The 23,030-nt window shown below is 47.9% G+C and carries 16 protein-coding genes; 6 read left to right on the top strand and 10 right to left on the bottom strand.

Features of this window, described 5'->3' with window-relative positions; translation table 11 throughout:
- Position 1: 1 nt before the first annotated feature.
- Positions 2-1,246: a M48 family metallopeptidase gene (locus Q1A08_RS17595; protein WP_299775328.1), complete on the top strand. Its 1,245-nt coding sequence runs from the start codon at positions 2-4 to the stop codon at positions 1,244-1,246.
- A gap of 4 nt (positions 1,247-1,250) precedes the next feature.
- Here the strand turns inward: Q1A08_RS17595 and waaA are convergent, their stop codons facing one another.
- Positions 1,251-2,540: a lipid IV(A) 3-deoxy-D-manno-octulosonic acid transferase gene (waaA, locus tag Q1A08_RS17590; protein ID WP_299775327.1), complete on the bottom strand. Its 1,290-nt coding sequence runs from the start codon at positions 2,538-2,540 to the stop codon at positions 1,251-1,253.
- 101 nt (positions 2,541-2,641) lie between these two features.
- Here waaA and Q1A08_RS17585 point away from each other — a divergent pair, with 101 nt between their 5' ends.
- The 4 genes from Q1A08_RS17585 to Q1A08_RS17570 all read left to right on the top strand — a co-directional run bounded on the left by Q1A08_RS17585 (position 2,642) and on the right by Q1A08_RS17570 (position 7,670).
- Entirely contained in the window at positions 2,642-3,859 is a 1,218-nt protein-coding gene (locus tag Q1A08_RS17585) for an FAD-dependent oxidoreductase (RefSeq protein ID WP_299775326.1), read from the top strand.
- A complete protein-coding gene (locus Q1A08_RS17580) occupies positions 3,856-4,659 on the top strand; it encodes an aldo/keto reductase (RefSeq protein WP_299775324.1) in 804 nt (267 codons plus the stop codon). The genes Q1A08_RS17585 and Q1A08_RS17580 overlap by 4 nt, the downstream gene beginning before the upstream one ends.
- 360 nt (positions 4,660-5,019) lie before the next feature.
- Positions 5,020-6,621, top strand: a complete 1,602-nt coding sequence (locus tag Q1A08_RS17575; protein ID WP_299775322.1) for a choline dehydrogenase — start codon at positions 5,020-5,022, stop codon at positions 6,619-6,621.
- A gap of 101 nt (positions 6,622-6,722) precedes the next feature.
- Complete coding sequence (locus Q1A08_RS17570) at positions 6,723-7,670, top strand: hypothetical protein (protein ID WP_299775320.1); 948 nt, start codon at positions 6,723-6,725, stop codon at positions 7,668-7,670.
- 12 nt (positions 7,671-7,682) lie between these two features.
- Here Q1A08_RS17570 and Q1A08_RS17565 read toward each other — a convergent pair whose 3' ends face one another.
- From Q1A08_RS17565 to glnE, 9 genes are all read right to left on the bottom strand, one after another.
- A complete protein-coding gene (locus Q1A08_RS17565; protein WP_299775318.1) occupies positions 7,683-8,420 on the bottom strand; it encodes a LytTR family DNA-binding domain-containing protein in 738 nt (245 codons plus the stop codon).
- Positions 8,417-9,520 (bottom strand): histidine kinase, encoded by a 1,104-nt coding sequence (locus Q1A08_RS17560; protein ID WP_299775316.1) that lies wholly within the window; start codon positions 9,518-9,520, stop codon positions 8,417-8,419. The genes Q1A08_RS17565 and Q1A08_RS17560 overlap by 4 nt, the downstream gene beginning before the upstream one ends.
- A gap of 76 nt (positions 9,521-9,596) precedes the next feature.
- Complete coding sequence (locus Q1A08_RS17555) at positions 9,597-9,842, bottom strand: superinfection immunity protein (RefSeq protein ID WP_299775314.1); 246 nt, start codon at positions 9,840-9,842, stop codon at positions 9,597-9,599.
- Between the two features lie 181 nt (positions 9,843-10,023).
- Positions 10,024-13,320, bottom strand: coding sequence for a glycosyl hydrolase (locus tag Q1A08_RS17550; protein ID WP_299775312.1), 3,297 nt, complete (start codon positions 13,318-13,320; stop codon positions 10,024-10,026).
- A 400-nt stretch (positions 13,321-13,720) separates the two neighbouring features.
- Positions 13,721-15,151 carry a bifunctional D-glycero-beta-D-manno-heptose-7-phosphate kinase/D-glycero-beta-D-manno-heptose 1-phosphate adenylyltransferase HldE gene (gene hldE, locus Q1A08_RS17545; protein WP_299775310.1) on the bottom strand — a complete coding sequence of 477 codons (1,431 nt, stop codon included), beginning with the start codon at positions 15,149-15,151 and terminating at the stop codon, positions 13,721-13,723.
- 141 nt (positions 15,152-15,292) lie between these two features.
- A complete protein-coding gene (gene msbA / locus Q1A08_RS17540; RefSeq protein WP_299775308.1) occupies positions 15,293-17,065 on the bottom strand; it encodes a lipid A export permease/ATP-binding protein MsbA in 1,773 nt (590 codons plus the stop codon).
- 25 nt (positions 17,066-17,090) lie between these two features.
- Positions 17,091-17,855 (bottom strand): lipopolysaccharide kinase InaA family protein, encoded by a 765-nt coding sequence (locus Q1A08_RS17535; RefSeq protein ID WP_299775306.1) that lies wholly within the window; start codon positions 17,853-17,855, stop codon positions 17,091-17,093.
- A gap of 181 nt (positions 17,856-18,036) precedes the next feature.
- Complete coding sequence (locus Q1A08_RS17530) at positions 18,037-19,032, bottom strand: branched-chain amino acid aminotransferase (protein WP_299775304.1); 996 nt, start codon at positions 19,030-19,032, stop codon at positions 18,037-18,039.
- A 205-nt stretch (positions 19,033-19,237) separates the two neighbouring features.
- Complete coding sequence (glnE, locus tag Q1A08_RS17525; RefSeq protein ID WP_299775302.1) at positions 19,238-22,237, bottom strand: bifunctional [glutamate--ammonia ligase]-adenylyl-L-tyrosine phosphorylase/[glutamate--ammonia-ligase] adenylyltransferase; 3,000 nt, start codon at positions 22,235-22,237, stop codon at positions 19,238-19,240.
- Positions 22,238-22,527: 290 nt separating this feature from the next.
- Between glnE and Q1A08_RS17520 the strand changes: the two genes are divergently transcribed.
- Positions 22,528-22,905 (top strand): VOC family protein, encoded by a 378-nt coding sequence (locus tag Q1A08_RS17520; RefSeq protein WP_299775300.1) that lies wholly within the window; start codon positions 22,528-22,530, stop codon positions 22,903-22,905.
- The last annotated feature ends 125 nt before the right edge of the window (positions 22,906-23,030 follow it).

Below are 23,030 nucleotides of genomic sequence, written 5' to 3'. Positions count from 1 at the left end.
CATGAGCCTAACCGGGAAATATTATCGAGCCCATAGCTCTGAGCAAGTTTCAGCGAAGCTTTTCAACGAAGGGCAACGTTTACGCTTTCAGAGCAGTGGCGAAATACTGCAAGAGCTGTCTATTGAGCAGTGCCAGCTTTCGGCCCCAATTGGCCGCATGCCCTATCGCATTGAATTGCCAAATGGTGATTGCTTTGAGTGTGAAGATCACCAGGCTATTGAAGTAATTTTTGCAAAACCCAGCGCTTCGCGGCTAGTTCACTATTGGGAAAAAAGCCGCGGCTTTGCACTGGCCGCTATGGTAATGCTCCCCGTCATTGCCCTACTGTATATTAAAGTGGGCATGCCGCTGGCAGCGAAAGTGCTAGCCCCTCAAATACCCAAAGAGGCCTTGCTGGCTTTAGATAATCAGGCCTTGCAGCAGCTTCAAGGATATTTCAACGAAAGCAAACTCGATGAGGATGGCAAGCGCCTGCTAGAAAACGCTTGGCAGCGCCTACCCAATCAACAGCGCTATACCCTATTAAGCAAAAGCAGTCCCGGCATCGGTGCTAATGCCTTCGCCTTGCCAGGTGGCCACATACTGGTAACCGATGAATTGGTAACGGCACTCAATAATGAAAATGAGATATTGGCGGTATTAGCTCATGAAGCCGGCCATGTAGAGCAATATCACGGTATCCGCAATATCATTCAATCTTTGGGTACCGTCGCATTGCTCTCAGTTATTGTAGGTGATGTCAGCGTTTTAGCGGAGACAGTGCTTGTTTCCGGCCCCGTTATTTTCCAGCAACTCTCTTATAGCCGCGACCTTGAACGAGAAGCGGATCATTTCTCCATTGAGATGCTAGAGCAAATCAATGTGCCCAGCAGCTGCCTCGGCGCTGGCCTAACTCATCTTATGGCGGCTCATGATATTACGCTCGATACAAACAATGTCGGCGATATCGTTATTGAAGATGCAAAACCGAAAGAGCAAGAGCCAATTGATGCTGCCGAGCTTTTAGAAAAATTGGAAAGTGACGATCCAAAAAACAATACCAGCACGACAGGACCTAACAGCGACAAGGCAGAAAAAGATAACAAGGAAGAAAAAGAACTCGATTGGAAAGAGAAGCTGAAAAAACAAATGGGCTGGGACGAAGAGTTTGACCTTAGAGACGCCTTAAACTACCTCAGCACCCATCCAGGCACTGAAGAGCGAGTTCAATCTGCTGGAGGCATAGACTGCCCTGCGCCACAGTAAGTGCTTATTTTAGATGGGCAGCAATGCCCATCATCATTTTATCTAAAGCTCCGCGATTATTTTCAGCAACCTCTAGGGCAGCCGTCGACATAGTTTTTACCTGCTCGGGCTCATTCATTAATCGCTTCCAGTGATCGGCCAACTCTGCAGCATTTTCCACTTGCAGCAATGCACCAGCTGTTTGCAAAAGACTATTCGCCTCTACAAAGTTAAAACAGCTTTTACCGGTAACGATGGGTAAGCCCCATGCTGCGGCCTCAATCATATTGTGACCGCCGCGATCCACCAAACTGCCACCAATAAATGCAGCATCAACAGCGCCAAAGAAACACAACATTTCCCCCATGGTGTCCCCCAAGATAACTTGGCAGTTATCTTCTAGGGCCTTGCTGCTTTTAGTTTCACTGCGGCGCTGCATGTTCAGGCCTTGCTCTTCAATTAAGCGAGCAACCTCATTAAAACGCTCGGGGTGACGAGGAACCAGCAACAAACGGGCCTGTGGCTCCTGCTGTAGCAGCTGGCCAAACGCTTCAAGGATAATTTCATCTTCGCCCGGATGAGTGGAAGCGGCGGCAATGAGGAATTTTTCTTTACCCGCTGAGCATTCGCGCCACTGCTGCTTTAGTTTTTTGGCCTGCTCACGCAGCTCATTATTTAATTGCAAATCAAATTTGATATTGCCACTGACAACCGTGCTTTCAGCCTTTGCACCTGTACTAATAAAGCGCTGCCGATCTGCTTCACTTTGGGCATACACCCCGCTTAAGGCAGCGAACATTGGAGCACTTAAGGCGGAAACCCGCTGATAGCCCTTCGCCGAGCGCTCTGATAAACGCCCATTTAGTAGCAAACTGGGTATGCCTCGCTTTTTACAAGCCGCCAATAAGTTAGGCCACAGCTCGGTCTCCATTACCAACATAAGCTCTGGCTCTAGTTTATTTAAAAAGCGTGCGACAGCATCGGGCAGATCATAAGGCAAGTACACATGCGCCAGTTGGCCTGCAAAACGATCCTGCAGTAAAGCCGAGCCAGTCGGTGTAGTTGTAGTCACCATTAGCTGATGATCAGGGTAGTCCTCTAACAGGCGCTTTATCAGCGGGCTGGCCGCGATCGTCTCGCCTACCGATACCGAGTGCAAACATATCACTGGGCGCGAATCTGTAAGCTTTGGAAACAGCCCAAAACGCTCCTGCCATCGCTTAGCGTAGGCCGGCGCCTTGATGGCACGCCACAGCAAGCGCAGTAAAACGGCCGGCAGGGCAAGGTAAAAGATTAGGCTGTAGAAAAAACGCATCGGGCTAAAGCAGACTCTTAATTAATTCACGTTATAATAAAGCAATCTGCCAATACCATACAGTAGCTGCACGCAGCTCAGCACTCGAGGCTCAAAGACCTATGGCATCAGCCCCCATCAAACTGGATACCGCCATTATCGGCGGCGGCATTGCTGGCTTATGGCTACTAAACCGCCTGCAGCAACAGGGCAGGCACTGTGCATTATTTGAGCGAGAGGCTCTTGGCGCTGGGCAAACCTTAGCTTCACAAGGAATGATTCATGGCGGCATCAAGTACACCCTAGCTGGCGCACTTAGCGGTGCCTCCGAGGCGATTGCTGATATGCCCCGCCGCTGGGGTGAGTGCTTTGCTGGCACGGGCGAAATCAACTTACAATCTGCCAAGCTGCTGAGCGAAGACTTCTATATGTTTTCTAGCCAGCTGAGCAGCTCTAAGATCAGTACTTTCTTTGCCAGCAAACTTACACGCGGGCGCGTGGAGCAAGTGAAAGGCGCGGATTTACCCGCGCTCTTCCAAGGCCAAAGTAGTGCACAAGTCTATAAACTTTTGGATATCGTTGTAGATACGCCTTCATTACTTAAGGCACTTAGCGAGCCTTATCGGGAGAGAATTTTTAAACTACCAAGCAAGCACCACTGGCTTAAAGAAGCTGATAACGCACAGCTTTGCCTCACCGATGAAGATGGTGAAGAACAGATTATTCAAGCCAATAATTTTGTATTTTGCGCTGGCGAAGCTAATGCCACTTTACTGGAAAACCTAGGCCTGAAAAAACCCACCATGCAGCTAAGGCCATTGCAGCAGGTCTGCGTAAAACATAACTTACCTTTTCGTTTTTATGGCCATTGTATGGGTGCTGAGAGCACTCCACGCTTAACCATCTCTAGTCACTCTTGCGAAGATGGCGAGCAGGTATGGTATTTGGGCGGCAGCCTGGCAGAAGCTGGCGCTAAGCAAAGCCCTGAAGAACTCATTGACCAGGCCAAGCAAGAGCTGGCTGAATTATTCCCTTGGCTGGATTTTAGTAAGGCCCAATGGTGCAGCCTTCCCATTAATCGCGCTGAGCCTAGGCAGAAGGGTTTGGTAAGACCAGACAAGGCCTTTGCCGAATGTGCCGCAGGCATTAATAATGTTATCGTCGGCTGGCCTACTAAACTGGCGCTTAGCCCGAACTTTGCCGATCAAGCTATCGAGCAACTTAAAGCGGCGGATCAAACTCTAAGCCAACAATCTACTCTACCCAATTTACCCGAAGCTAAAATTTCTAAAGCACCTTGGGATAAACTTTTTCCATCCAAAGAAGACCTTAGCTCATGAGCCATGTTCTGCTTCCTCAAAAAAACGCCCCAGGCTTAGACTTTAATATCAGTCCTCTGGGACTTGGCACGGTGAAGCTTGGCCGGAATCAGGGGGTAAAATATCCAAGTGCTTTCGAGTTACCGAGTGATGCCGAGGCGAAAGAGTTATTAGCCACTGCAAAATCCTGCGGGATAAATCTTATCGATACTGCGCCAGCTTATGGCAGTAGCGAGGAGCGTTTAGGTAAGCTTTTAAAGGGGCAACGTGAAGATTGGGTGATTGTTAGTAAGGCAGGTGAAGAGTTCGATAATGGTGAATCCAGTTTTGACTTTCGACCTGAGCATATTCGTAAAAGTGTTGAGCGTAGTTTAAGGCGTTTGAATACGGATTATATTGATATGCTTCTGCTACATTCTGATGGCAATGATTTAGATGTTATTTCTCAGGGTGGTTTGGAAGCACTCGCTGAGCTAAAACAAGCTGGTCTAATTCGTGCCACGGGCATGTCTACCAAAACGGTTGCCGGTGGCATTGCTGCTGCAAAGCAATCAGACTGTGTGATGATTACTTACAATTTGAATGAAACAGCTGAGGCTGAGGTATTGGATTTTTGTGCCGCTAATCATAAAACAGCTCTTATCAAAAAAGCATTAGCCAGTGGGCACATTGCCCATAACAATCAAGCTAGTGGTGTTGCGGAAAGTATGAAGTTTGTTTTTTCGCATCCTGGCGCGACGGCGGCGATTATTGGGACGATTAATTTGCAGCATTTGGTGGGGAATGTTGAGAGTTATATGCAGACTATGAACAATGGCTGAGACTGCCCGATTTCAGTCCTTGTGGAAGCAGATTTGAAACACGCTTAAACCATCCGCGGGCGCTCGACTTCGAGGCGTGGATTCGCACCATCCGGGTGCTCAGCCTTCGGCCAAGCCCAAATTTTCTCCGGGAAAATTGGTCATACCTCTCTACGGTTTCAAATCTACTCCCACAAGAACTAAAATCTACTGCGCAACAATCTTCAATATGCCACCAATCTACACCACCTTAGAGACCGGCCCGGTCAACCCATTACTAGAACTCAAAATCTGGCACCAAGTGTCAAAACAATACATTCAATTGCGAACCACTTTCATTACCATAGCCCATGAGATAAATATAAAGAGTGAGCTCCCCCTATGTACGATTACATTATCGTTGGCGCCGGTTCGGCGGGCTGTGTTTTGGCCAATCGCCTATCGGCCGATCCTAAAAATCGCGTTTGTTTGATTGAAGCCGGCGGTAGTGATCGCAATCCATTGGTTTATACCCCGCTCGGGGTTTTGGCCAGTTTAGCGGGCGGCTTGTTTAACTGGTGTTATAACTCCAGTGCACAGAAAACCCTTAATGGCAGAGAGATTTATTGCCCAAGGGGTAAGGTGCTGGGTGGTAGTAGCTCGATCAATGCCATGCTTTATGTGCGCGGTCAGAAGGAAGATTACGATAGCTGGGCGGCCGCTGGGAATAAGGGCTGGAGTTTTGAAGAAGTACTGCCCTATTTTAAGCGTTCGCAACACCAAGAGCGTGGTGCTAATGAATTGCATGGTACTGGCGGCCCACTAAATGTGGCCGATTCGCGCAGTCAGCATGCCTTGAGCCAGGCCTTTATCGATTCTGCCGTAGAGCAAGGTGAAAAAGCGACTCAGGATTTTAATGGTGCCGAACAAGAAGGTGTTGGTTGGTTTCAAGCTACTCAGAAAAACGGCTTGCGCCATAGTGCTGCAGCGGCCTATCTTCACCCAGTACTTAAAGAACGCAGTAATTTAACACTGATCAGTAAGGTACATGCCAGCAAGATTATCTTTGAGGGGAAATGCGCAGTTGGTGTTGAGATTATTGAAGGGAATCAGCGCCGCATATTAAAGGCCAATAAAGAAGTTCTAATTAGCTCGGGTGCCTTTGGCTCTCCACAGTTATTGCAGCTATCAGGTATTGGCGACAAAGTTGAGCTTGATAAGCATGGCATTGAAACTGTGCATGAATTGCCGGGCGTCGGGCAAAACTTACAAGAGCATGCCGATGTATTGATCACCACCAAGGAAAATACCGGTACTAGCTTGGCGCTCACTCGCCCTAAAGCACTATGGAATTCTACCAAAGCTTTTTTCCAATTTATTTTTGCTCGTCGCGGCAATTTAACTTCTACTGTGGCTGAAGCCGGTGGCTTTATCAAAGTTGGAGAAAGCGCTGAACGACCCGATATTCAGTTACATTTCTCGCCTGCCGCGATGGGCGACCATGGACGTGACACCAGCTTTTACAGTATTTATGGTCATAGCTTACATGTCTGTGTATTGCGCCCGAAGAGTCGTGGCAGCGTTACCTTGGCCAGTAAAAATGCGACTGATGATCCTGTTATCGATTTGAATCTTCTCAGCGAAGCTGAAGATATGAACTTGCTAGTCGCCGCCGTAAAACGTGGTCGCGAATTATTACAAGGGGAAGCCTTGCGCAAAGTCAGCGGTGCTGAAATCACCCCGGGATCTGCCCGCCAAAGCGATGAAGAGATTGAAGCTTATATTCGTGAAAATGCCAGCCACATCTACCACCCTGTAGGTACTTGCAAAATGGGTAATGATGAAATGGCGGTAGTTGATGACAACCTTTGCGTTCATGGCGTAGAAGGCTTGCGAGTTATCGACGCCTCGATTATGCCAACTGTAGTTAGCGGCAATACTAACGCGCCGACCATGATGATAGCTGAAAAGGCATCGGATATGATTCTTGCCGCTAACCGGTAGTTAAAGAACATTTTTCCAGCTAGACCTAAGATACAGTGAACTTATTATTTGCCTGTTTATAGATCACGTACTACAGTGAATCTATAAACAGGAGTAGACTTTTGCGCATTAAAAACTGTATTTTTTCCGATGTACAATCAATCTATTTGATGGTGCAGCTATCACTACTTGGCACCCTAGTCCTCTCGTCTTACTCTTATGCCTATGAAGACAAACCCGTTATTAATTGGGTGGCGCTCGACATTCCACCGTTTGAAATTTCCTATGGCCCCAACAAAGGCAAAGGGTATGTAGATCGGATACGAAACCGTTTCATAAAAGAATTACCTCAATACCGTCATAGCTCACCCACCTTGGTAAATCAGCAGCGTTTTTTTCGGTTGTTATCTACCGGTGATTACTGTCATTCAACGATGCGGCGTACAGACGCATTCAATAAAATTGCGATTCAATCCATACCCCATTTCACTGGTTTTTCAGACGTTATTATTACATTTGAAAAAAATGCCCAAAAGCTCAGTAAATACGGTGTTCCAGTTCCACTCCATAAAATCTTAAAAGATGGAGACTCTAGACTTGGGGTTCCCTCGCGCACAATGGGAAAAATACTAGATGAGATTTTTCGAGAACACGGAACTGAGGAAAACCTATTAACCCGCAGTAGCTCACAAGTAGGAAAGGAGTTATTGACACTACTTCAAAAGAATCGAATTGACTTCACCATTGATTACCCAAGTGCAAAGAGAAGTTGGGAAACCAACCTTCAGGCCAAAGGCTTGATAAGCCTTCCCATTAAAGAGCTCGAGGAGTTAATACCAATAGGCTACATTACGTGCAGCAATACTGAACTGGGTAGGCAAATTATTAAGGATAGTAATAGGGTAATCTACAGATTATTAAAGGACCCGAAATATGTACAGGATTTCATTCTAAATGCCTACCCTAAAGAGTTACAGCACATCGTACAAGAAAGGGTAGAAAACCACATTCAGCCAGCGCTTGAAAGATACCGCGAATCCACCGAGAAAGACTCAGCTGCTGTTAATTAGACTTATATTAAGTTACAGACTAAATTGTTTTTTTAGAGCCTGTACCTGTCTTCGACTCACCTCTATTTCCTGCCCGTTTTTGAGCATCAACATCAAGCTGCCCGTGCTCATACCTTCTTCCACCTGAGCAATTGCATCTACACGGACAATGTCGCTGCGACTCGCCTTGAAAAACACATTACTATCTAACTTTTCTTCTAGACGACTTAAAGAGCTTTGTATAAAAGATTTTTCACTTTCCAGGTGAACGGCCACATGATTGCCAACCGCTTCAAATCGCTGAACATCTTGCAAACGCACTATTCGGTAGTCGTGCCCAAATTTTAGGAGAAAACCATGGCTTTCTGGTAGCTGTTCTACTGAGGCCGCCTTTTCTTGCTGGCCGTGATAAGACTTGTCAGCTAATGCCAAGCGTACCTTAGCAATGACCTGGTCTAAGCGACTAGGATTAACAGGCTTTAACAGATAATCAAAGGCATTTAAGTCGAAGGCTTCAAGCGCGTGTTGACTGTATGCGGTACAGAACACAAACAAGCTTTTGTTTCCGGCACTGGCTACCAACTCGATACCGTCCATTTCGGGCATACGTATATCAACAAAGACGGTATCGAAACTCTCTTGCTGTAGGATCTCCAGTGCCTCTTTGCCATTGGCAGCCTGTTTAAGCGAGCTTATATCATCATAGCGACCCAGTAGGCGCTCTAGCTCTTGGCGAGCGAGCGGCTCATCATCAACAATCAATAACTTCATGGTATTGGAATCTCCACTACAGCAGTAAACTGCTGTGCATGTTTGATGGATAGTGTAGCTTGATCAGCATAGAGTAGCTGCAGACGTTTCTCGATATTTTTTAATCCAATACCATTACCTTTTTCGGCACTCTTTTCGGGCAAGCTATTGCTAACCGTTAAACGGAAGCGACCTTCGTCAACTAGCTTCGCTTCAATATCGATTACGCCAGCTTTACTTGAAGGCGCGATACCATATTTAACGGCGTTTTCTAATAGGGTAAGCAATACCAAGCTTGGTATCTGCACCGTACCGATATTGGGCGCTACATCCCATCTAACGGTTAAGCGCTCCTGCAACCTCAGCAGTTCAATTTTTAAGTAACTCTCAGCTAGTTCGCACTCTTGCTCAAAACGGCTAAGCGTTGCAACCTCGGCGTGCATATGAACTCGCATTAGCTCTGAAAGCTGGGTAATGGTTTCGGCCGCTTTATCTTGATCAGAGTAAACCAAGGCTCGAATACTATTGAGCGTATTGAATAGAAAATGGGGGTTTATCTGGTTTGCTAATTGCTGTAAACGTGCGATTTCAAGCTCACGAGATAATTCAACACGCTTGCGATAGAAATGCCAAGATAGATATACCGCAGCCCAAAAGAGAAGAAATGCATATTGCTGCCCCGCATAAATCACATAGGCTGAAGTAGATCGATTGTGGCTAGAGGTCTCACCGGCTTTATTAGTAAACTGGATACTATCGATATCAAAATCCGAAAAATCCGAAACACTGGCGATGCCATACATTAACAATGACATAGCACCCGCAACTGGAACACAATAGAGGAATAGGCCCGCAAATGAAGTTCCATTTAGCCCTGAACGCAGGATTCCTAATCGAAGAAAAGGCCGCATACAAACATGGCAGATTACCACGATCATTAGAGACTCGCCCAGAAGACGAAGCAGCAGCATTAAACGATCCCTAGCAATGTCCTCTAGGAAAAGCTCCATAAGAATAAAGCCACTGCTGACATGAACTAATACAATAATAAAGCAGGCAATTTTATAGGCAGTGCTTGGCTGGCGACATTCAGCCAGCCAAACGCTAAGGCGCTGTGACATATCCATGATAACCATTGTTGCTGATTAATTTCTTCTAGGCAGCATAGCAATGCCCAGGCCCCTAGGTAAACGGCAATTAACATTTTTCCTCTTCCTGCTTACCACTCACTGCCCAAGCTAAGACGCCAAACCAGGCAATCCAAGATAAGCCTGCTGGAATATTCGCCAGTAAAATCTTTTTCTTGCTTTCGCGCCGCAATACAAAGGCAACTAAACTCGGTAAAAAGTAGATCGCCAAAAACAAGGGAATAAAGATCAACAAGAAAGCCCCGTGTTCGGTCCATAAGGCTGTGCTATCAAACTGTGAAAAACGCTCTAACATGGTGGTGCTCCTTCAGTACTCAATGTGTTTGTTGAGTTTGTATCTTAGAAGGGCTGAGCTTCGATTAGAGAGAAAAAGTGAATTTCGGTCGAAGGGCGTGATTTTTGGTATTAGGCTGAATACGAAGGAAGGATGGGGTCAGAACCCTATGGGTTCTGACCCCGATATTAAAGCCGAGTGATTACAACTTAGGCAGTGGCTGCCCAGGAACCCAAGGGGCACCTAGCGCTTGCAGCTGCTGCTCAAAAGCTGGAATCTTAGTATTGCGCAGCTCTTCCAAAGCATCACGCAACTCACCCAGCTCTCCCTTAGCAATAGCAACACTCTGCTCAATCGCTGGAGTTGGGCCATAGGTTGAACGGAAGGTGCCGATTTGAGCATGAAATAAACGGTCATTGATGCCCACGCCATTCCAAGCTCCGACCTTGTTCTTAGCTGGATTGCCATTCAAACGGCTGTCCAAGGCTAACAATTCGGCACGCAGGGCGGCGAACTTAGCATCATGCTCACCTAGCGCGACTACCGTGCGATCCAGGGACTGCTCAAGCAAATCTAAACGTTTCACCGAATCGGCAAGTGCCTTAGCGGTGGCGGTAGAGACACGCTGCACAGAAGCCAGTTCTTTCCAGAAGGCCGCCACTTTTGCACCATCGACATCTTTTAGTGCGCCACGCTTATGCATTTGAACGACTTTAAATGACTGGGCCGCTTGAAGCTCAGTAATTACGCCATCAACTTCCTTGCTCATGCTCACGGTGTAATTACCTGGCGCGACCATGGGGCCTCTAGGTACAGGATCAAAATAATCGCCCTGCAAACCTACCGCCTGATGGCCAGGCCAACGAAGATCCCAAGTTACACGCTGAATACCTTTTTTCGCCTTGCCTTGCATCTTGCGTACAACATTGCCCCGCTCATCACGAATGGTGAACCACAAGCTAGGTTGCTGCTGACGCTCTTCGGCGGCTAAGGAATCCCAAGACGGTACTTTAAGGGCTTTCTTCGCTTTCTTCTGGGCCTTTTCTTTGGCCTGACGAATTTCCTTTAAGCTCTTAATATCGTCTTTTAAGTAATAGGTGAATGTCGCACCAAACTCAGGGTTGGGGGCACGATAGGTATTTTCGCCTTGGGAGCCAATTTCATCACCCCCTAATGGGCTACGCTCTATGTACCAAAGTGCATCACGCGCCGGGAATAATAAAGACTCTTGCTCTAACTGCTGCTCAGTTAGATTACGCAGAGCGCTATAGTCATCCAGCACAAAGAAGCCGCGACCAAAGCTTGCGCCTACCAAATCATTTTCACGACGTTGAATTGCCAAATCACGGAAAGAAATTGTTGGAACATTGCCCTGCAATTTAACCCATTTTTCACCAGCGTCGATGCTGAAGAACAGTCCGAACTCGGTGCCCAAGAAGAACAAATTCGCATCAACATGATCTTGTACTAAACGCCATACCAGGTGCTTAGCAGGCAGATCGCCGGCCATGGACTTCCAAGATTTACCGCGGTTGCTACTTTTATAGAGATAAGGTTTGTAATCACCAAACTTATGATTGTCTAAGGCTACATAAACTGTATCGGCATCAAACATATCGGCCTTGATGTCATTAACAAAGGCCGTCTTAGGCACGCCCGGCAGTTTGTTGATGTCGATCTTACGCCAATTTTCACCACCATTATCGGTCACTTGAATGCGACCATCGTCTGTGCCGGCATAGATCAAGCCTTCTTGCACAGGTGATTCCGCTAAAGAAGTGATGGTGCTGTACTGGGACATCGCATAAATATCCCAAGCACCATCCCAACCTTGAGTGCTGCCCATAATTGGCTGTTCTATACGCTTTAGATTTTTAGTGAGATCGCCCGAAATCGCTGTCCAAGTATCACCGCGATCTTCAGATTTCCAAACACGGTGCGATGCAAAGTACAAACGCGTTGGCTTATGGGGGCTCACTAAAATGGGCGCATCCCAATTATAACGCTCTGGACCTTCGCCTTTTCCAGGCTGCGGCTGGATATAAACCATTTCACCAGTAGTGCGATCATAGCGTGTCAAATTGCCCTGCTGCCATTCAGCATAAACAATATCGGGGTTACCCGGCTCAGTCGCCGGCTGATGACCATCACCAAATAGAATGACCTCCCAATCAGAATTTAGAATGCCGTGCTCGCTATCGGTACGCGAAGGGCCACCTTGGGAGTTATTATCTTGAGTACCACCATAAATATTATAAAACGGCTTAGCATCATCTAAGGCCACTTTATAGTATTGAGTAATAGGTAGGTTTTTATGGAATCGCCAATGCTCGCCTAAATCAAAGCTCTCATATAAGCCACCATCAGAGCCCACCATCATGTAGTCTTTATCGCCGGCGATAAATTCCATGGCGTGGTTATCACTGTGTTTATGGGCTTCTTTCATTGCCGCGAACGTTTTGCCGCCATCTTTTGACTCCTGCATGCGAACACCTGCAAGATAAATATGATCAAAGTAATGGGGGCTAGCATAAAGCTCCTGATAATAGTGAGGGCCAGTACCACCCGCTACCGCATCAGCACCTTTAACCCAAGAAGCTCCGCGATCTGCTGAACGAAATACGGCGCCAGTGCGCTGCTTCAATTCAATAGCCGCATAAACAACATCAGGATCAATTGGTGAAATAGCTAGACCAATTTTCCCCATTTCCTCTTTAGGCAAACCTTGTTCGAGCTTTTGCCAAGTTTCACCACCATCACTAGATTTGTGCAGACCAGAGCCTGGGCCGCCGCCATAATAGGCCGCTACGGTACGATGACGCTGCCAGGTAGCTGCATAAAGCACATCGGGGTTTCGAGGATCGATCACAAGATCGGTTACACCAACCCATTCTTTATCACCCAAAACCTGCTTCCAGTTTTTACCGCCATCTGTGGTTTTAAATAAACCGCGCTGACCGCCCTTTTTCCAAAGCGGGCCTTGAGCAGCAACCCATACGGTGTTTGGGTCTTTCGGGTGAACAATAATTTCGGAGATATGGCCAGAGTCTTTCAACCCCACATTGGTCCACTTAGCACCGCCATTGTGACTAACATAAACGCCGTCACCGAAACTGATATGGCGACCGCCTACGTTCTCACCACTGCCTACCCACACAGTGTTACTGTTGCTTGGATCTAGAACCACCGCACCGATTGAATAAACCGGCTGCCCATCAAAAATAGGCTTCCAGCTAATGCCCGCGTTTTTGGTTTTCCAAACACCGCCAGAGCCAACGCCAACATACCAGGTGCTGGTATCTTTTGGATCGATAGCAATATCAGCGATACGACCCGACATAAAGCCCGGCCCAATGTTGCGCAGTTCTAAGCCTTTAAAGGTCGCACTGGAAAGTGGCGCCTGATCCTCTTTCTCTTCAGCAAAACTCGGGACGCTAATAGCACAAGCCGTACCAAGCAGCATGAGCTTCAAAGAGCGCAATAGCCCTGTGTTGTTCATAGCAAGTTCCTACTTATTGGTTTTTTAGGGGTATAGCAAAACGTTATACTATAACAGTTCGAGTTTATATAGCGATGAGAGCACAGCAAAAGCCGTTTAAGTGAGAGGTTTATGGGTTTAAGTGCTTTGGCGGCGGATTTAGAGTGGTTAGGAACGTGGCTTCGATTTGGGGTCAGATCCCTTGGGATCTGACCCCGTTCGTTAGGTAGAAGCATGCTGTTTGGGCGTTTGCGATTTTGTTTACTATAAGCCGACTTTGCTGGCGGTAAATTTATATTGACCACGAGAAAGGCTGAGTTAAGAATTGGTGGTTTTTAAGATGGGAAAGGTGGGCCTTAAAGATCTCGGCTTCGAGCGGGGTCAGATCCCTTGGGATCTGACCCCGTTGTGTAGCGGCTGTTTATTTATCGGCGTCAGCGATGACTTTTTCTACGATGGCTGTGGTTGAGCAGTTGTCGAAAAAGCTTAGCACTTTAACTTCACCACCATTGGCTTTAACAATTTCCCAGCCTACGACTTGCTCTTCACTGTAGTCGCCGCCCTTTACTAGCACGTCGGGCTGGATTAGTTCTAGTAAACGCTCTGGAGTATCGTCAGCAAACGACAGCACCCAATCAACAGCCGATAAGCCCGCCAAGACCGCCATGCGACGATCAACCGGATTAATTGGTCTTGAAGGACCTTTTAAGCGTGAGACCGATTCATCACTATTAATAGCCACAACTAAACGATCACCTAGGTCGCGAGCATCGGCTAGGTAACCAACGTGGCCGGCGTGCAAAATATCAAAGCAGCCATTGGTAAAAACAACTTTTTCACCCCGCGCTTTGGCTTCGCGTAACGCCAATATTAGCTGCTCTTCATTGACAACACCGCATTCCACCTCTTGGCCTTCGCTGATTGCCTGGCGCAATTCAGGAGCGGAGATTGTAGCCGTGCCCAACTTGGCCACTACCATGCCGGCGGCAACATTCGCTAGGGCCACCGCCATCGGCAACTCGCTGCCAGCCGCTAGGCTCGCTGCCAATACAGCGATAACCGTATCGCCTGCACCGGTTACATCAAAGACTTCTCGGGCTTTGGCTGGCAGGTGAAATTCACCTTCAACATTGGCCTGTAGCAAGGTCATGCCCTGCTCGCCACGAGTAATTAATAAGGCCTGCAAGTCTAAATCTTGCAAAAGCTGCTGACCTTTACTCAGTAGCTCAGCCTCGTTAGCACAATGCCCAACAACGGCTTCAAATTCAGATAAGTTTGGCGTTAATAAAGTAGCGCCGCGATAACGCTTAAAGTCATGCCCTTTAGGGTCTACCAAAACGGGGATATTTTTTTGGCGAGCTTTGGCAATTAATGCTTGGCAGTGCTGTAAGCTGCCTTTAGCGTAGTCCGATAATAACAGCACCTGAACATTTTCCAGCGAAACACTATTGCTTAATAATTCACTGTCTTGTTGCGCAAAGTTCTCTTCGAAATCCATTCGCAAAAGCTGCTGCTGACGACTCACTACGCGTAGCTTGGTAATAGTCGGTTTATCACCGACCTCACTAAAAAGACAATTCACACCAACAGAAGTTAAAGATTCACGCAGACTATCAGCTGCTTCATCTCGCCCGACCAAACCAGCAAGGTTTGCAGCGGCACCCAGCGCGGCAATATTCATGGCAACATTACTGGCACCACCTGGACGATCATCTGTCGCCTTTACATTGACAACAGGTACCGGGGCTTCAGGAGATACTCTGGCGGTATCACCTTGCCAGTAACGATCAAGCATTACATCGCCAACCACCAGCACATTGCCTTGGTCAAAACGGGGCATGCTTAACTGCATGATTCTCTCCTCAAAAACAACTCAAATATAGATTGCTGGCCGTTTTTAGCGCTTTAATAAATGCACTAAAAACTGCTGTAAGTGCTTTATTCCGCCGCACTCTCTATAAAACCTATTCTACTGTACTTTCTACTGCACTTTCTAATCCACTACATTTTCTTCACCAAACTGCATGGCATGCAACTTGGCATAGGCGCCATTTTTTTCCAGCAGCTCTTGGTGGCTACCCTGCTCTACAATCTCGCCCTTTTCCATCACCACGATAACATCGGCATTTTCGATGGTGGATAAGCGATGCGCAATTACGATGGTAGTGCGATTTTCCATCAGGCGATCCAGCGCTGACTGAATCTTGCGCTCCGATTCAGTATCTAAAGCCGAGGTGGCTTCATCCAGAATTAAAATCGGCGCATCTTTTAGCAAGGCTCTGGCTAAAGCAATTCGCTGACGCTGACCACCGCTTAGGCGTGTACCATCTTCACCCACCAAGGTATCAAAGCCATCACTAAACTGATCAATAAACTCGCAACAATGTGCCGCCTCAGCCGCTTGGCGAAGTTTCTCTTCGCCAACATCGGCTAGGCCACCGTAGGCAATATTATTGCGCAAGCTATCGTTGAATAGAGTTACGTCTTGATTCACCAAAGCAATTTGCTGTCGCAGGCTTGCTAGCCGATAGTCATTCAGTGGAACATCATCAATGCAAATACTGCCTTGCTCGTGATGATAAAAACGCGGAATCAAACTGGCCAAGGTCGTTTTGCCACTGCCGGAACGCCCCACTAGGGCAACGGTTTGCCCGGCATTAATGTTCAAATTGATATTTTTAAGAACATTTCCTTCACTGGCATTGTAGGCAAAATCTAAATCTTTAATAGCGATATTACCAGCAACACGCTCACTAGTATGGCTGCCATAATCAGGCTCTGGCTCAACATCTAATTGAGCAAAAATATCTTCGGCCGCGGCGATACCCTTTTGAATTTTCGAGTTAACTTCGCTGAGCTGGCGTACCGGTTTAGGGATCAAGGCCGCCGCACCTAGGTAGGCAATAAAATCACCCGGGGTGGAAGAGCCCATAAAACTTAGGGCGATGTACATTAGCACCCCCAAAGCAATAGCGACGATCAACTGCAAAACCGGTGTATTAATAGCCGCCGTCGTGACCATTTTTAAATTCTGTTTAAAGTTGGCAACACTGGCTTTTTCAAAACGGCCACGCTCATAGTCTTCACCACCAAAACTACGCATGACTTTGTAACCATTGATCATTTCAGATGCTGATTGGGTAACATCACCCATGGTCAGCTGGATATTGCTGGACAGGCGACGTAGACGTTTACCGACTTTTGAAACAATAAAACCAAGAATAGGAGCGATGGCGACAAACACCAAAGTGAGCTTCCAGTCTTCCCAGATTAAATATCCCAATAAGACAATAACCGTTAGACCTTCGCGAATCAGAACTTTAATCGCTTCCGTACAGGCATCAGTTACTTGGGTAACGTTGTAGGTAATACGAGAAACCAAGTGCCCAGAATTATTACTGTCGAAGTACTCTCCGGGTGCTAAAGTTAACTGATCAAATAGTTGCACACGTAGATTGTGCACAATCCCCAGAGAGACTTTTGATAAGGCATAGCTACCAATAAAAGTGCCAACGCCACGAATAAAAAAGATACCCACAACGGCAAGCGGGATCATGATTTTATAATCACTTTCTCCGCCGTTGATAGAATCCACCAAGATACCAAATAATTTAGTCAATGCTGGCTGGGAGGCTGCAAAAATGGCGAAGCCAATCAAACCCATGGTCAGCATAAATTTATGGGGTAAAAGATAACTTAACAAACGGCGATAAGTTTGTGCTCCGCTGGCCTTTTGCCCAGACTCTGAAGCGCTATGATCTGTCATAAACCATTCTCGAATTAATACTGAGCTAGCTTGCCTGCCGGCTTGGGAAAAGCGCCTGCTTCAGCGCCCCTACATCAGTCCACTGCGGGCAAGTTTCGATATAGGCTTTTAGCAGGAAATCCAATTCAGTTTCACCAACTACGGAAATACTCGCCAGAAAACCTTGCAGCTCCAGCAATAGATCACGGCTTTTAGCAGGCGCTATATATTGCGGGCTTGCCAAACGCCACTGGGGAATTTGGGTAAGATCGATAATGATATCGTCGGCCTGCAGGCGGCGGTGGCTTAAACCTGCACCATGAATACGCCCCAAAGCCTTGCCAGTCGTCAGCAAGATAGACTCTCGAATATGGCGCTCAAGGCCATACCATTTTGCCAAAATATCTTGCAGCGACTGATAGCCATCTAGGGCCCTAACAATAAGAATTGCCGCCGGCCCTGGCTCCATCTGACGCTCACCATAATAAACCGGCTCTAGTGTAGGAATATGGTACTGTTCGCACAGGCGAATATTACGCAGCTCTTGGGCAAAGGTTGGCTCGCCAAAGGGACGACGCCAAGTGCGTACACTGCGATCCAATTGGCGCTTAATGTAAAAGGCACCTAGACCATCAAGTTCAAAGCGGTCGATCAGGCTTTGACCGGTCTCTGGAAAGGAGATTTTGTGGATATCAAGAAACTGCATTTCCCACAGGGCGTGGAAATTAAGCAAATGCGCCGGGCGAAACTGCTGGCGGAATTGGGCCTCAATATAGCCTTCACTGTTCTTTTTAGCCGAGTTGGGCCACACGATAATTTGCCTTGTCTTCATCAAAGCGCGGATTATAACAGCCCTAAAGGCAAAACGCCGACCACTAAAGTGATCGGCGTCTATACGGCAAGCTCTTTCTGGCCATAAAGAAGCGTACTGGAATGGCGGTTTACGACGCCAGATGCTCCCAATCAGAATGCCAGCGGGCGCTTATTTGCACTTATACGTCAAACAACCAGCCGTGCTTATCTTCAGCCAATCCCCACTGCAGATCATTCATCGCTTGGCGCAGCTGCTTAGTTACTGGGCCCTCATTGCCATCAGCAACCTGATACTCTTTATCGTTGTGAATAAAGGTTCCTACTGGGGCAAGTACGGCAGCAGTACCAGAAAGGGCCGCCTCACAGCTTGGTTTCGCCGCGCGCTCCAGAATTTCTTCTACTGACAGCTCACGCTCAGAGACTTTCATCCCCATATCTTTGGCCAGAGTAAGAATGGAGTCACGAGTAACACCGTGCAAGAAGCTCTCATCGAGTGCCTTGGTGATCACCTCACCATCGTCGATCAACAAGAAGTTCGCAGCACCGGTTTCCTGGGCAAAGCCACCTGGACAGAAAAGCACCTGGTCGGCCTTGTACTTATCACGGGCCTGCATGATTGGGCGTAAGGCACTGGCATAGTTGCCGCCACTTTTGATCATGCCATTATGCGGCGCACAGCGCATACCGGTTTCATCCAGTAACAAGCGCAAACCGCCACCATCGCTGCTGAAGTACTCACCTACAGGTGACAATAGAACATATTGCAATGAGGTCTCGGAGGGGGCCGCCGCCTTGCCAATCGCAGGATCGATACCAAAATGCGTTGGGCGAACATACATAGAGCCCGGTGGAGCAGGGACTTCATCGGCATACAATGCAACGATATCCGTGATCATCTTTGCCGTGGCCTGCTTATCGATTGACGGCAATGACAGCAGCTCGCTACTTTGGGCGAAACGCTCTACATTCTTATCCATACGGAAAAGCTTGATTGAGCCGTCAGGCTGCTTAAAGGCCTTTAAACCTTCAAAACAGGTGCTCGAATAGTGCAAGACATGGGCGCCGGGATGCAAAGAAATGCTATCGCTAGCGACCATTTCGGCCTCACTCCAGCGAGAACCATCAAAGCGAGAAAGTGCCATTTGCGGCATGAAAACTGTACCAAACGCGGCCATCTGAAACCTCAAACTAATCTAGAGTGACTGCAGCGCAAAACCAACGCCATTCAGTCATTAAGCTCGTTATCAACTAAGGAAATATAAAGGCAAAGCATCCGCCGTCAAGGCTAGCGCTATCCTGTTACAAACCCTCATTTTACTCGCCACAATCTTCAAAAGCGTCACAGTGGACAGGAAAGCCAAGCGCACCAGAACCAAGCCACTATTTAGGCAGTAACATCAATTGCTGCCATAGTCGCTGCACCGATTGGCGTTCAGCTGTAAATTCAGATTTTCCGTGCAAGACACTTTTTTGGCGCTGTAGCGCGAGTCGGTGTCCGGCGGATCGATAGGCCTTGTAAGCTTCGATAAGTTGGGCAGTGTCTTCTGCCGATATAAACCCTGTTTGCTCAAGGCAACCCAGGATACGAATATTATCCGTCCACTTCGCCAGAGAGGGCTGTTCATGAGCCCAGGCAAGTACGCTGTATTGAACCATAAATTCAATATCCACGATACCTCCGACATCCTGCTTGATATCGAAGCGCTGGGCTTTTTCGTCGTCTGAACCCTGCGTGGCCAAATGTTTGCGCATTTTTTCGCGCATTTGTACAACATCTTCACGCAATGCTGCCAATTCACGGGGCTGACAGAGGATATTTTGGCGAACCTTATCAAATTGTTCTGCCAGTGAACGACAGCCCGAAATTGCACGCGCACGAACTAGAGCTTGCTTCTCCCAAGTCCATGCTTCTTGCTGTAAATATTGCCCATATGCCTCAACCGTTGTGACCAGCATTCCAGAGTTGCCATTGGGCCGCAGGCGCATATCCACCTCGTACAGCTGCCCAGACACGGTTTGCGTATTCATGATATGGATAACTTTTTGAGCCATGCGAGTATAAAAGATCAAGTTGTCGAGACTGCGCTCACCTGTATCATCTTTACCTGTTGTGCCTTGCCCTTGGGCACCACCATGAATAAAAACCAGATCCAAATCAGAGCTGTGCCCCAACTCAATACCGCCCACCTTGCCATAGCCCAAGACCAAAAACTCAGGGCGGGAAACAGACTCCCCCTCGGCATCTCGAGGCTGGCCATGGCGATCCACCATTTGCTTCCAGGCAACTTCAATGACCTTTTCCAACAGCAGCTCGGCAATATCCGTTAAGTGATCGCTGACTTTCATCAAAGGCATGGCACCGGTTACTTCACAGGCCGCAATACGCAACACATTGGCCATACGGAAATAACGCAGAGCCTCCATATAGCCTTCTAGGTCATCCCATTCAATACGCAAACATTCCTGCCTTAGCTGATCGGCCAACTCTTGGCGACTAGGCGGTGAATACAAACTACGATGATCTAGCAACTCATCAAGTAAGGCGGGATGTCGCGATAGCTGATCGGCAATCCAAGGGCTGGCCGCACAAAGACGAACCAACTGCGCTAGGGCAACGGGGTTTTCAGTCAGCAACACCAAGTAGATAGTTCGGCGTGCCACCGAGCTCACCAAACCCAAAACACGACTCAGGGTTTCGGCAATATCTTCTTCTGGGTTGCGCCCCAAGCTTAAGGTGTGCAACAAGCGCGGCATAAATTTATCTAAGCGATCGCGGCCTTCGGCCTGCATGGCTAAAATCGCTCGACTCTGGCGCAAGTCATTAAGCTGCTGAATCAGTTTTTCACATTGCTGGTAACCGCGCTGCTCTAGCAACTCGATGGCGCCATCTTTTTCTAACTCGCCCAGCCAAAGTGGCAAAAACGCTTCCGATTCATCCTCTTCTTTGGATTCTTCCTCAGGTTCGGCAATTACGGCTTGGAACTCTGCGTTGACTTGCTCACGATGCGACTGCAATACAGCATCTAACTCTGCCCAGTTCCTATAATTCAGTACCCAAGCCAGGCGCTCTAAATCGTTTTCATCCACCGGCAATGCTTGAGTCTGTTTGTCTTGGTGACCTTGAATGGCGTGCTCGACATGCCTTAATAGACGATAGGCTTTCGCCAAACGATCACCAGCACCTTCAGGTAGATAACCATCTTCTTGCAATAAAGGTAATAGTTTTAGCACTCGGCGTTCTTGCAAACGCTGATCACGCCCACCGCGAATCAGCTGGAAAACCTGCACCACAAATTCCACTTCGCGAATACCACCGAAGCCAAGTTTTACATCTGTGGCCATGCCTTTGCGATGCACCTCGCGATTGATCATGCGCTTCATGTCACGCAAGGCTTCGATAGCAGAAAAATCAATATAACGACGGTAACTAAACGGCCGCAGTAGCTCCATTAGCTCATCGCCAGCAGAACCTTCGGCTAGATCTTCTTGGCTTGGGCCGCCTTCGGCAATGACTCGCGCCTTGATCATGGCGTAGCGTTCCCACTCGCGCCCTTGGGTTTGGTAGTACTCCTCCATGGAGCCAAAGTTCATCACCAATGAACCGCTCTCACCGTAAGGGCGCAAGCGCATATCCACACGAAAAACAAAGCCATCAACGGTTTGTGCATCTAGGCTCTTAATAATTTTTTGACCTAACCGGTTAAAAAATTCTTGGTTGCTGGTGGTTTTTTTCGGGCGAGCGCCCGGCTCTAGGTTGCGATGTTCTGTCTCACCGGATTCTGGGTAAGCAAAGATTAAATCGATATCGGAAGAAACATTGAGCTCACGGGCGCCCAGCTTGCCCATCCCCAAAATCACCAAGGATTGTACCTTGCCGCTCTCCTTCCCTATCGGCAAACCATACCGCTTCACCAAGGCACGATAATGAAACTCCAAAGCTAGCTGACTACTGCATTCAGCCAAGGCGCTCATATCGGCGGTGGTTTCTTCTAGTGGAGCCAACTGATTAAGGTCACGCCAAATAATGCGCAACATCGCACGGCGACGAAATAGTCTTAGCGCCCTATCCAGCTCCGTGTCTTTTTCGGCGGAGGCACTTAGATTTTTTAAAGCCTCGGTAAAGTCATCAACTGACCAAGCACTTTGCAACTCACCGCTGCCCAGAACATCAATCAGCAACTGCGGCTGATCGCGGCAACAATGAAAAATGAACTCGCTACCCAGCCATGCTTTGGCCAGCTGCTTAGCTAGCCCCTGATCGGCAAGTAGACTTGCTAGGCTGGCCTGCTGTTCTGTACTGGCACGCTCTTGCCATTGCTGGCTGTATTGCTCAAGGATGGTATGGAAATTCGCCTGGTTCGGTACATAGGACGCTAACACGATAGTCTCTTTTTACTTGTCTTAAATTGCTATGGCTATTGCTATTTCTATGGCTAACCCTAGCTTAAAAGCCCAGAGAGTTGTAGGGCCAAGATCAAACAAAAGCCAACCGCTATAGCCTTAGCCGCGAGCCATAAGGTGACAATCAAGCAGCCAATTGAGACAAGCGCGACCAATAAATGCTAAGAAGCGCTAAATTGCATTGAACCGAAGGCTAAAGTCTGCAAATCTTGGGCATTCACAAGCTTCGGCCATAAGGCCAGTACAAAAAACGAGCGAGGAGCGACAACATGTTTAGCCATATTATGATCGGCGCGAACGATATCGAAGAATCTAAAGCATTTTATGATGCGGTACTGGGTGCCCTAGGACACGGCCCAGGTGTAATCGACCCTAAAGGTCGCTGCTTTTACTTTACTGATGCCGGCATTTTCGCTTTGAGCAAGCCTATCGATGGCCAGCCAGCCACTGGCGGCAACGGCAGCACCATTGGTTTTGCAGCCGCAACTACCGAAGCAGCCGACGCATGGCATGCTGCGGGTTTAGCGGCCGGCGGCGTAGCTATTGAAGATGATCCAGGCGTACGTGAAGGTAATGGCATGAAGCTATACTTAGCTTATTTGCGTGACCCTTCAGGCAACAAAATCTGTGCAATGCACCGCCTATAAGAAGCTTTCAGGCGGAGGCTCCTGTAGCCTCTGCCTTATCTCACCCAAATCCTAAAAGCGCCCCCGCGCCACCTCACTTATAAAATCCCCCGGCTTTACCATCCAAGCAAAACAGTCAAAAGTCT

The organism is uncultured Pseudoteredinibacter sp., from assembly GCF_947500695.1.
Taxonomy (GTDB): domain Bacteria; phylum Pseudomonadota; class Gammaproteobacteria; order Pseudomonadales; family Cellvibrionaceae; genus Pseudoteredinibacter.
The sequence above is the reverse complement of the archived record's forward strand: the minus strand, read 5'-3'. Positions and strand labels throughout refer to the sequence as shown.

Bases quoted from the DNA above. Each gene is read 5' to 3' on its own strand.
- Q1A08_RS17595 (WP_299775328.1), top strand. From the start codon at position 2: ATGAGCCTAACCGGGAAATATTATCGAGCCCATAGCTCTGAGCAAGTT.
- waaA (WP_299775327.1), bottom strand. From the start codon at position 2,540: ATGCGTTTTTTCTACAGCCTAATCTTTTACCTTGCCCTGCCGGCCGTT.
- Q1A08_RS17585 (WP_299775326.1), top strand. From the start codon at position 2,642: ATGGCATCAGCCCCCATCAAACTGGATACCGCCATTATCGGCGGCGGC.
- Q1A08_RS17580 (WP_299775324.1), top strand. From the start codon at position 3,856: ATGAGCCATGTTCTGCTTCCTCAAAAAAACGCCCCAGGCTTAGACTTT.
- Q1A08_RS17575 (WP_299775322.1), top strand. From the start codon at position 5,020: ATGTACGATTACATTATCGTTGGCGCCGGTTCGGCGGGCTGTGTTTTG.
- Q1A08_RS17565 (WP_299775318.1), bottom strand. From the start codon at position 8,420: ATGAAGTTATTGATTGTTGATGATGAGCCGCTCGCTCGCCAAGAGCTA.
- Q1A08_RS17560 (WP_299775316.1), bottom strand. From the start codon at position 9,520: ATGTCACAGCGCCTTAGCGTTTGGCTGGCTGAATGTCGCCAGCCAAGC.
- Q1A08_RS17555 (WP_299775314.1), bottom strand. From the start codon at position 9,842: ATGTTAGAGCGTTTTTCACAGTTTGATAGCACAGCCTTATGGACCGAA.
- Q1A08_RS17550 (WP_299775312.1), bottom strand. From the start codon at position 13,320: ATGAACAACACAGGGCTATTGCGCTCTTTGAAGCTCATGCTGCTTGGT.
- hldE (WP_299775310.1), bottom strand. From the start codon at position 15,151: ATGCAGTTAAGCATGCCCCGTTTTGACCAAGGCAATGTGCTGGTGGTT.
- msbA (WP_299775308.1), bottom strand. From the start codon at position 17,065: ATGACAGATCATAGCGCTTCAGAGTCTGGGCAAAAGGCCAGCGGAGCA.
- Q1A08_RS17530 (WP_299775304.1), bottom strand. From the start codon at position 19,032: ATGGCCGCGTTTGGTACAGTTTTCATGCCGCAAATGGCACTTTCTCGC.
- Q1A08_RS17520 (WP_299775300.1), top strand. From the start codon at position 22,528: ATGTTTAGCCATATTATGATCGGCGCGAACGATATCGAAGAATCTAAA.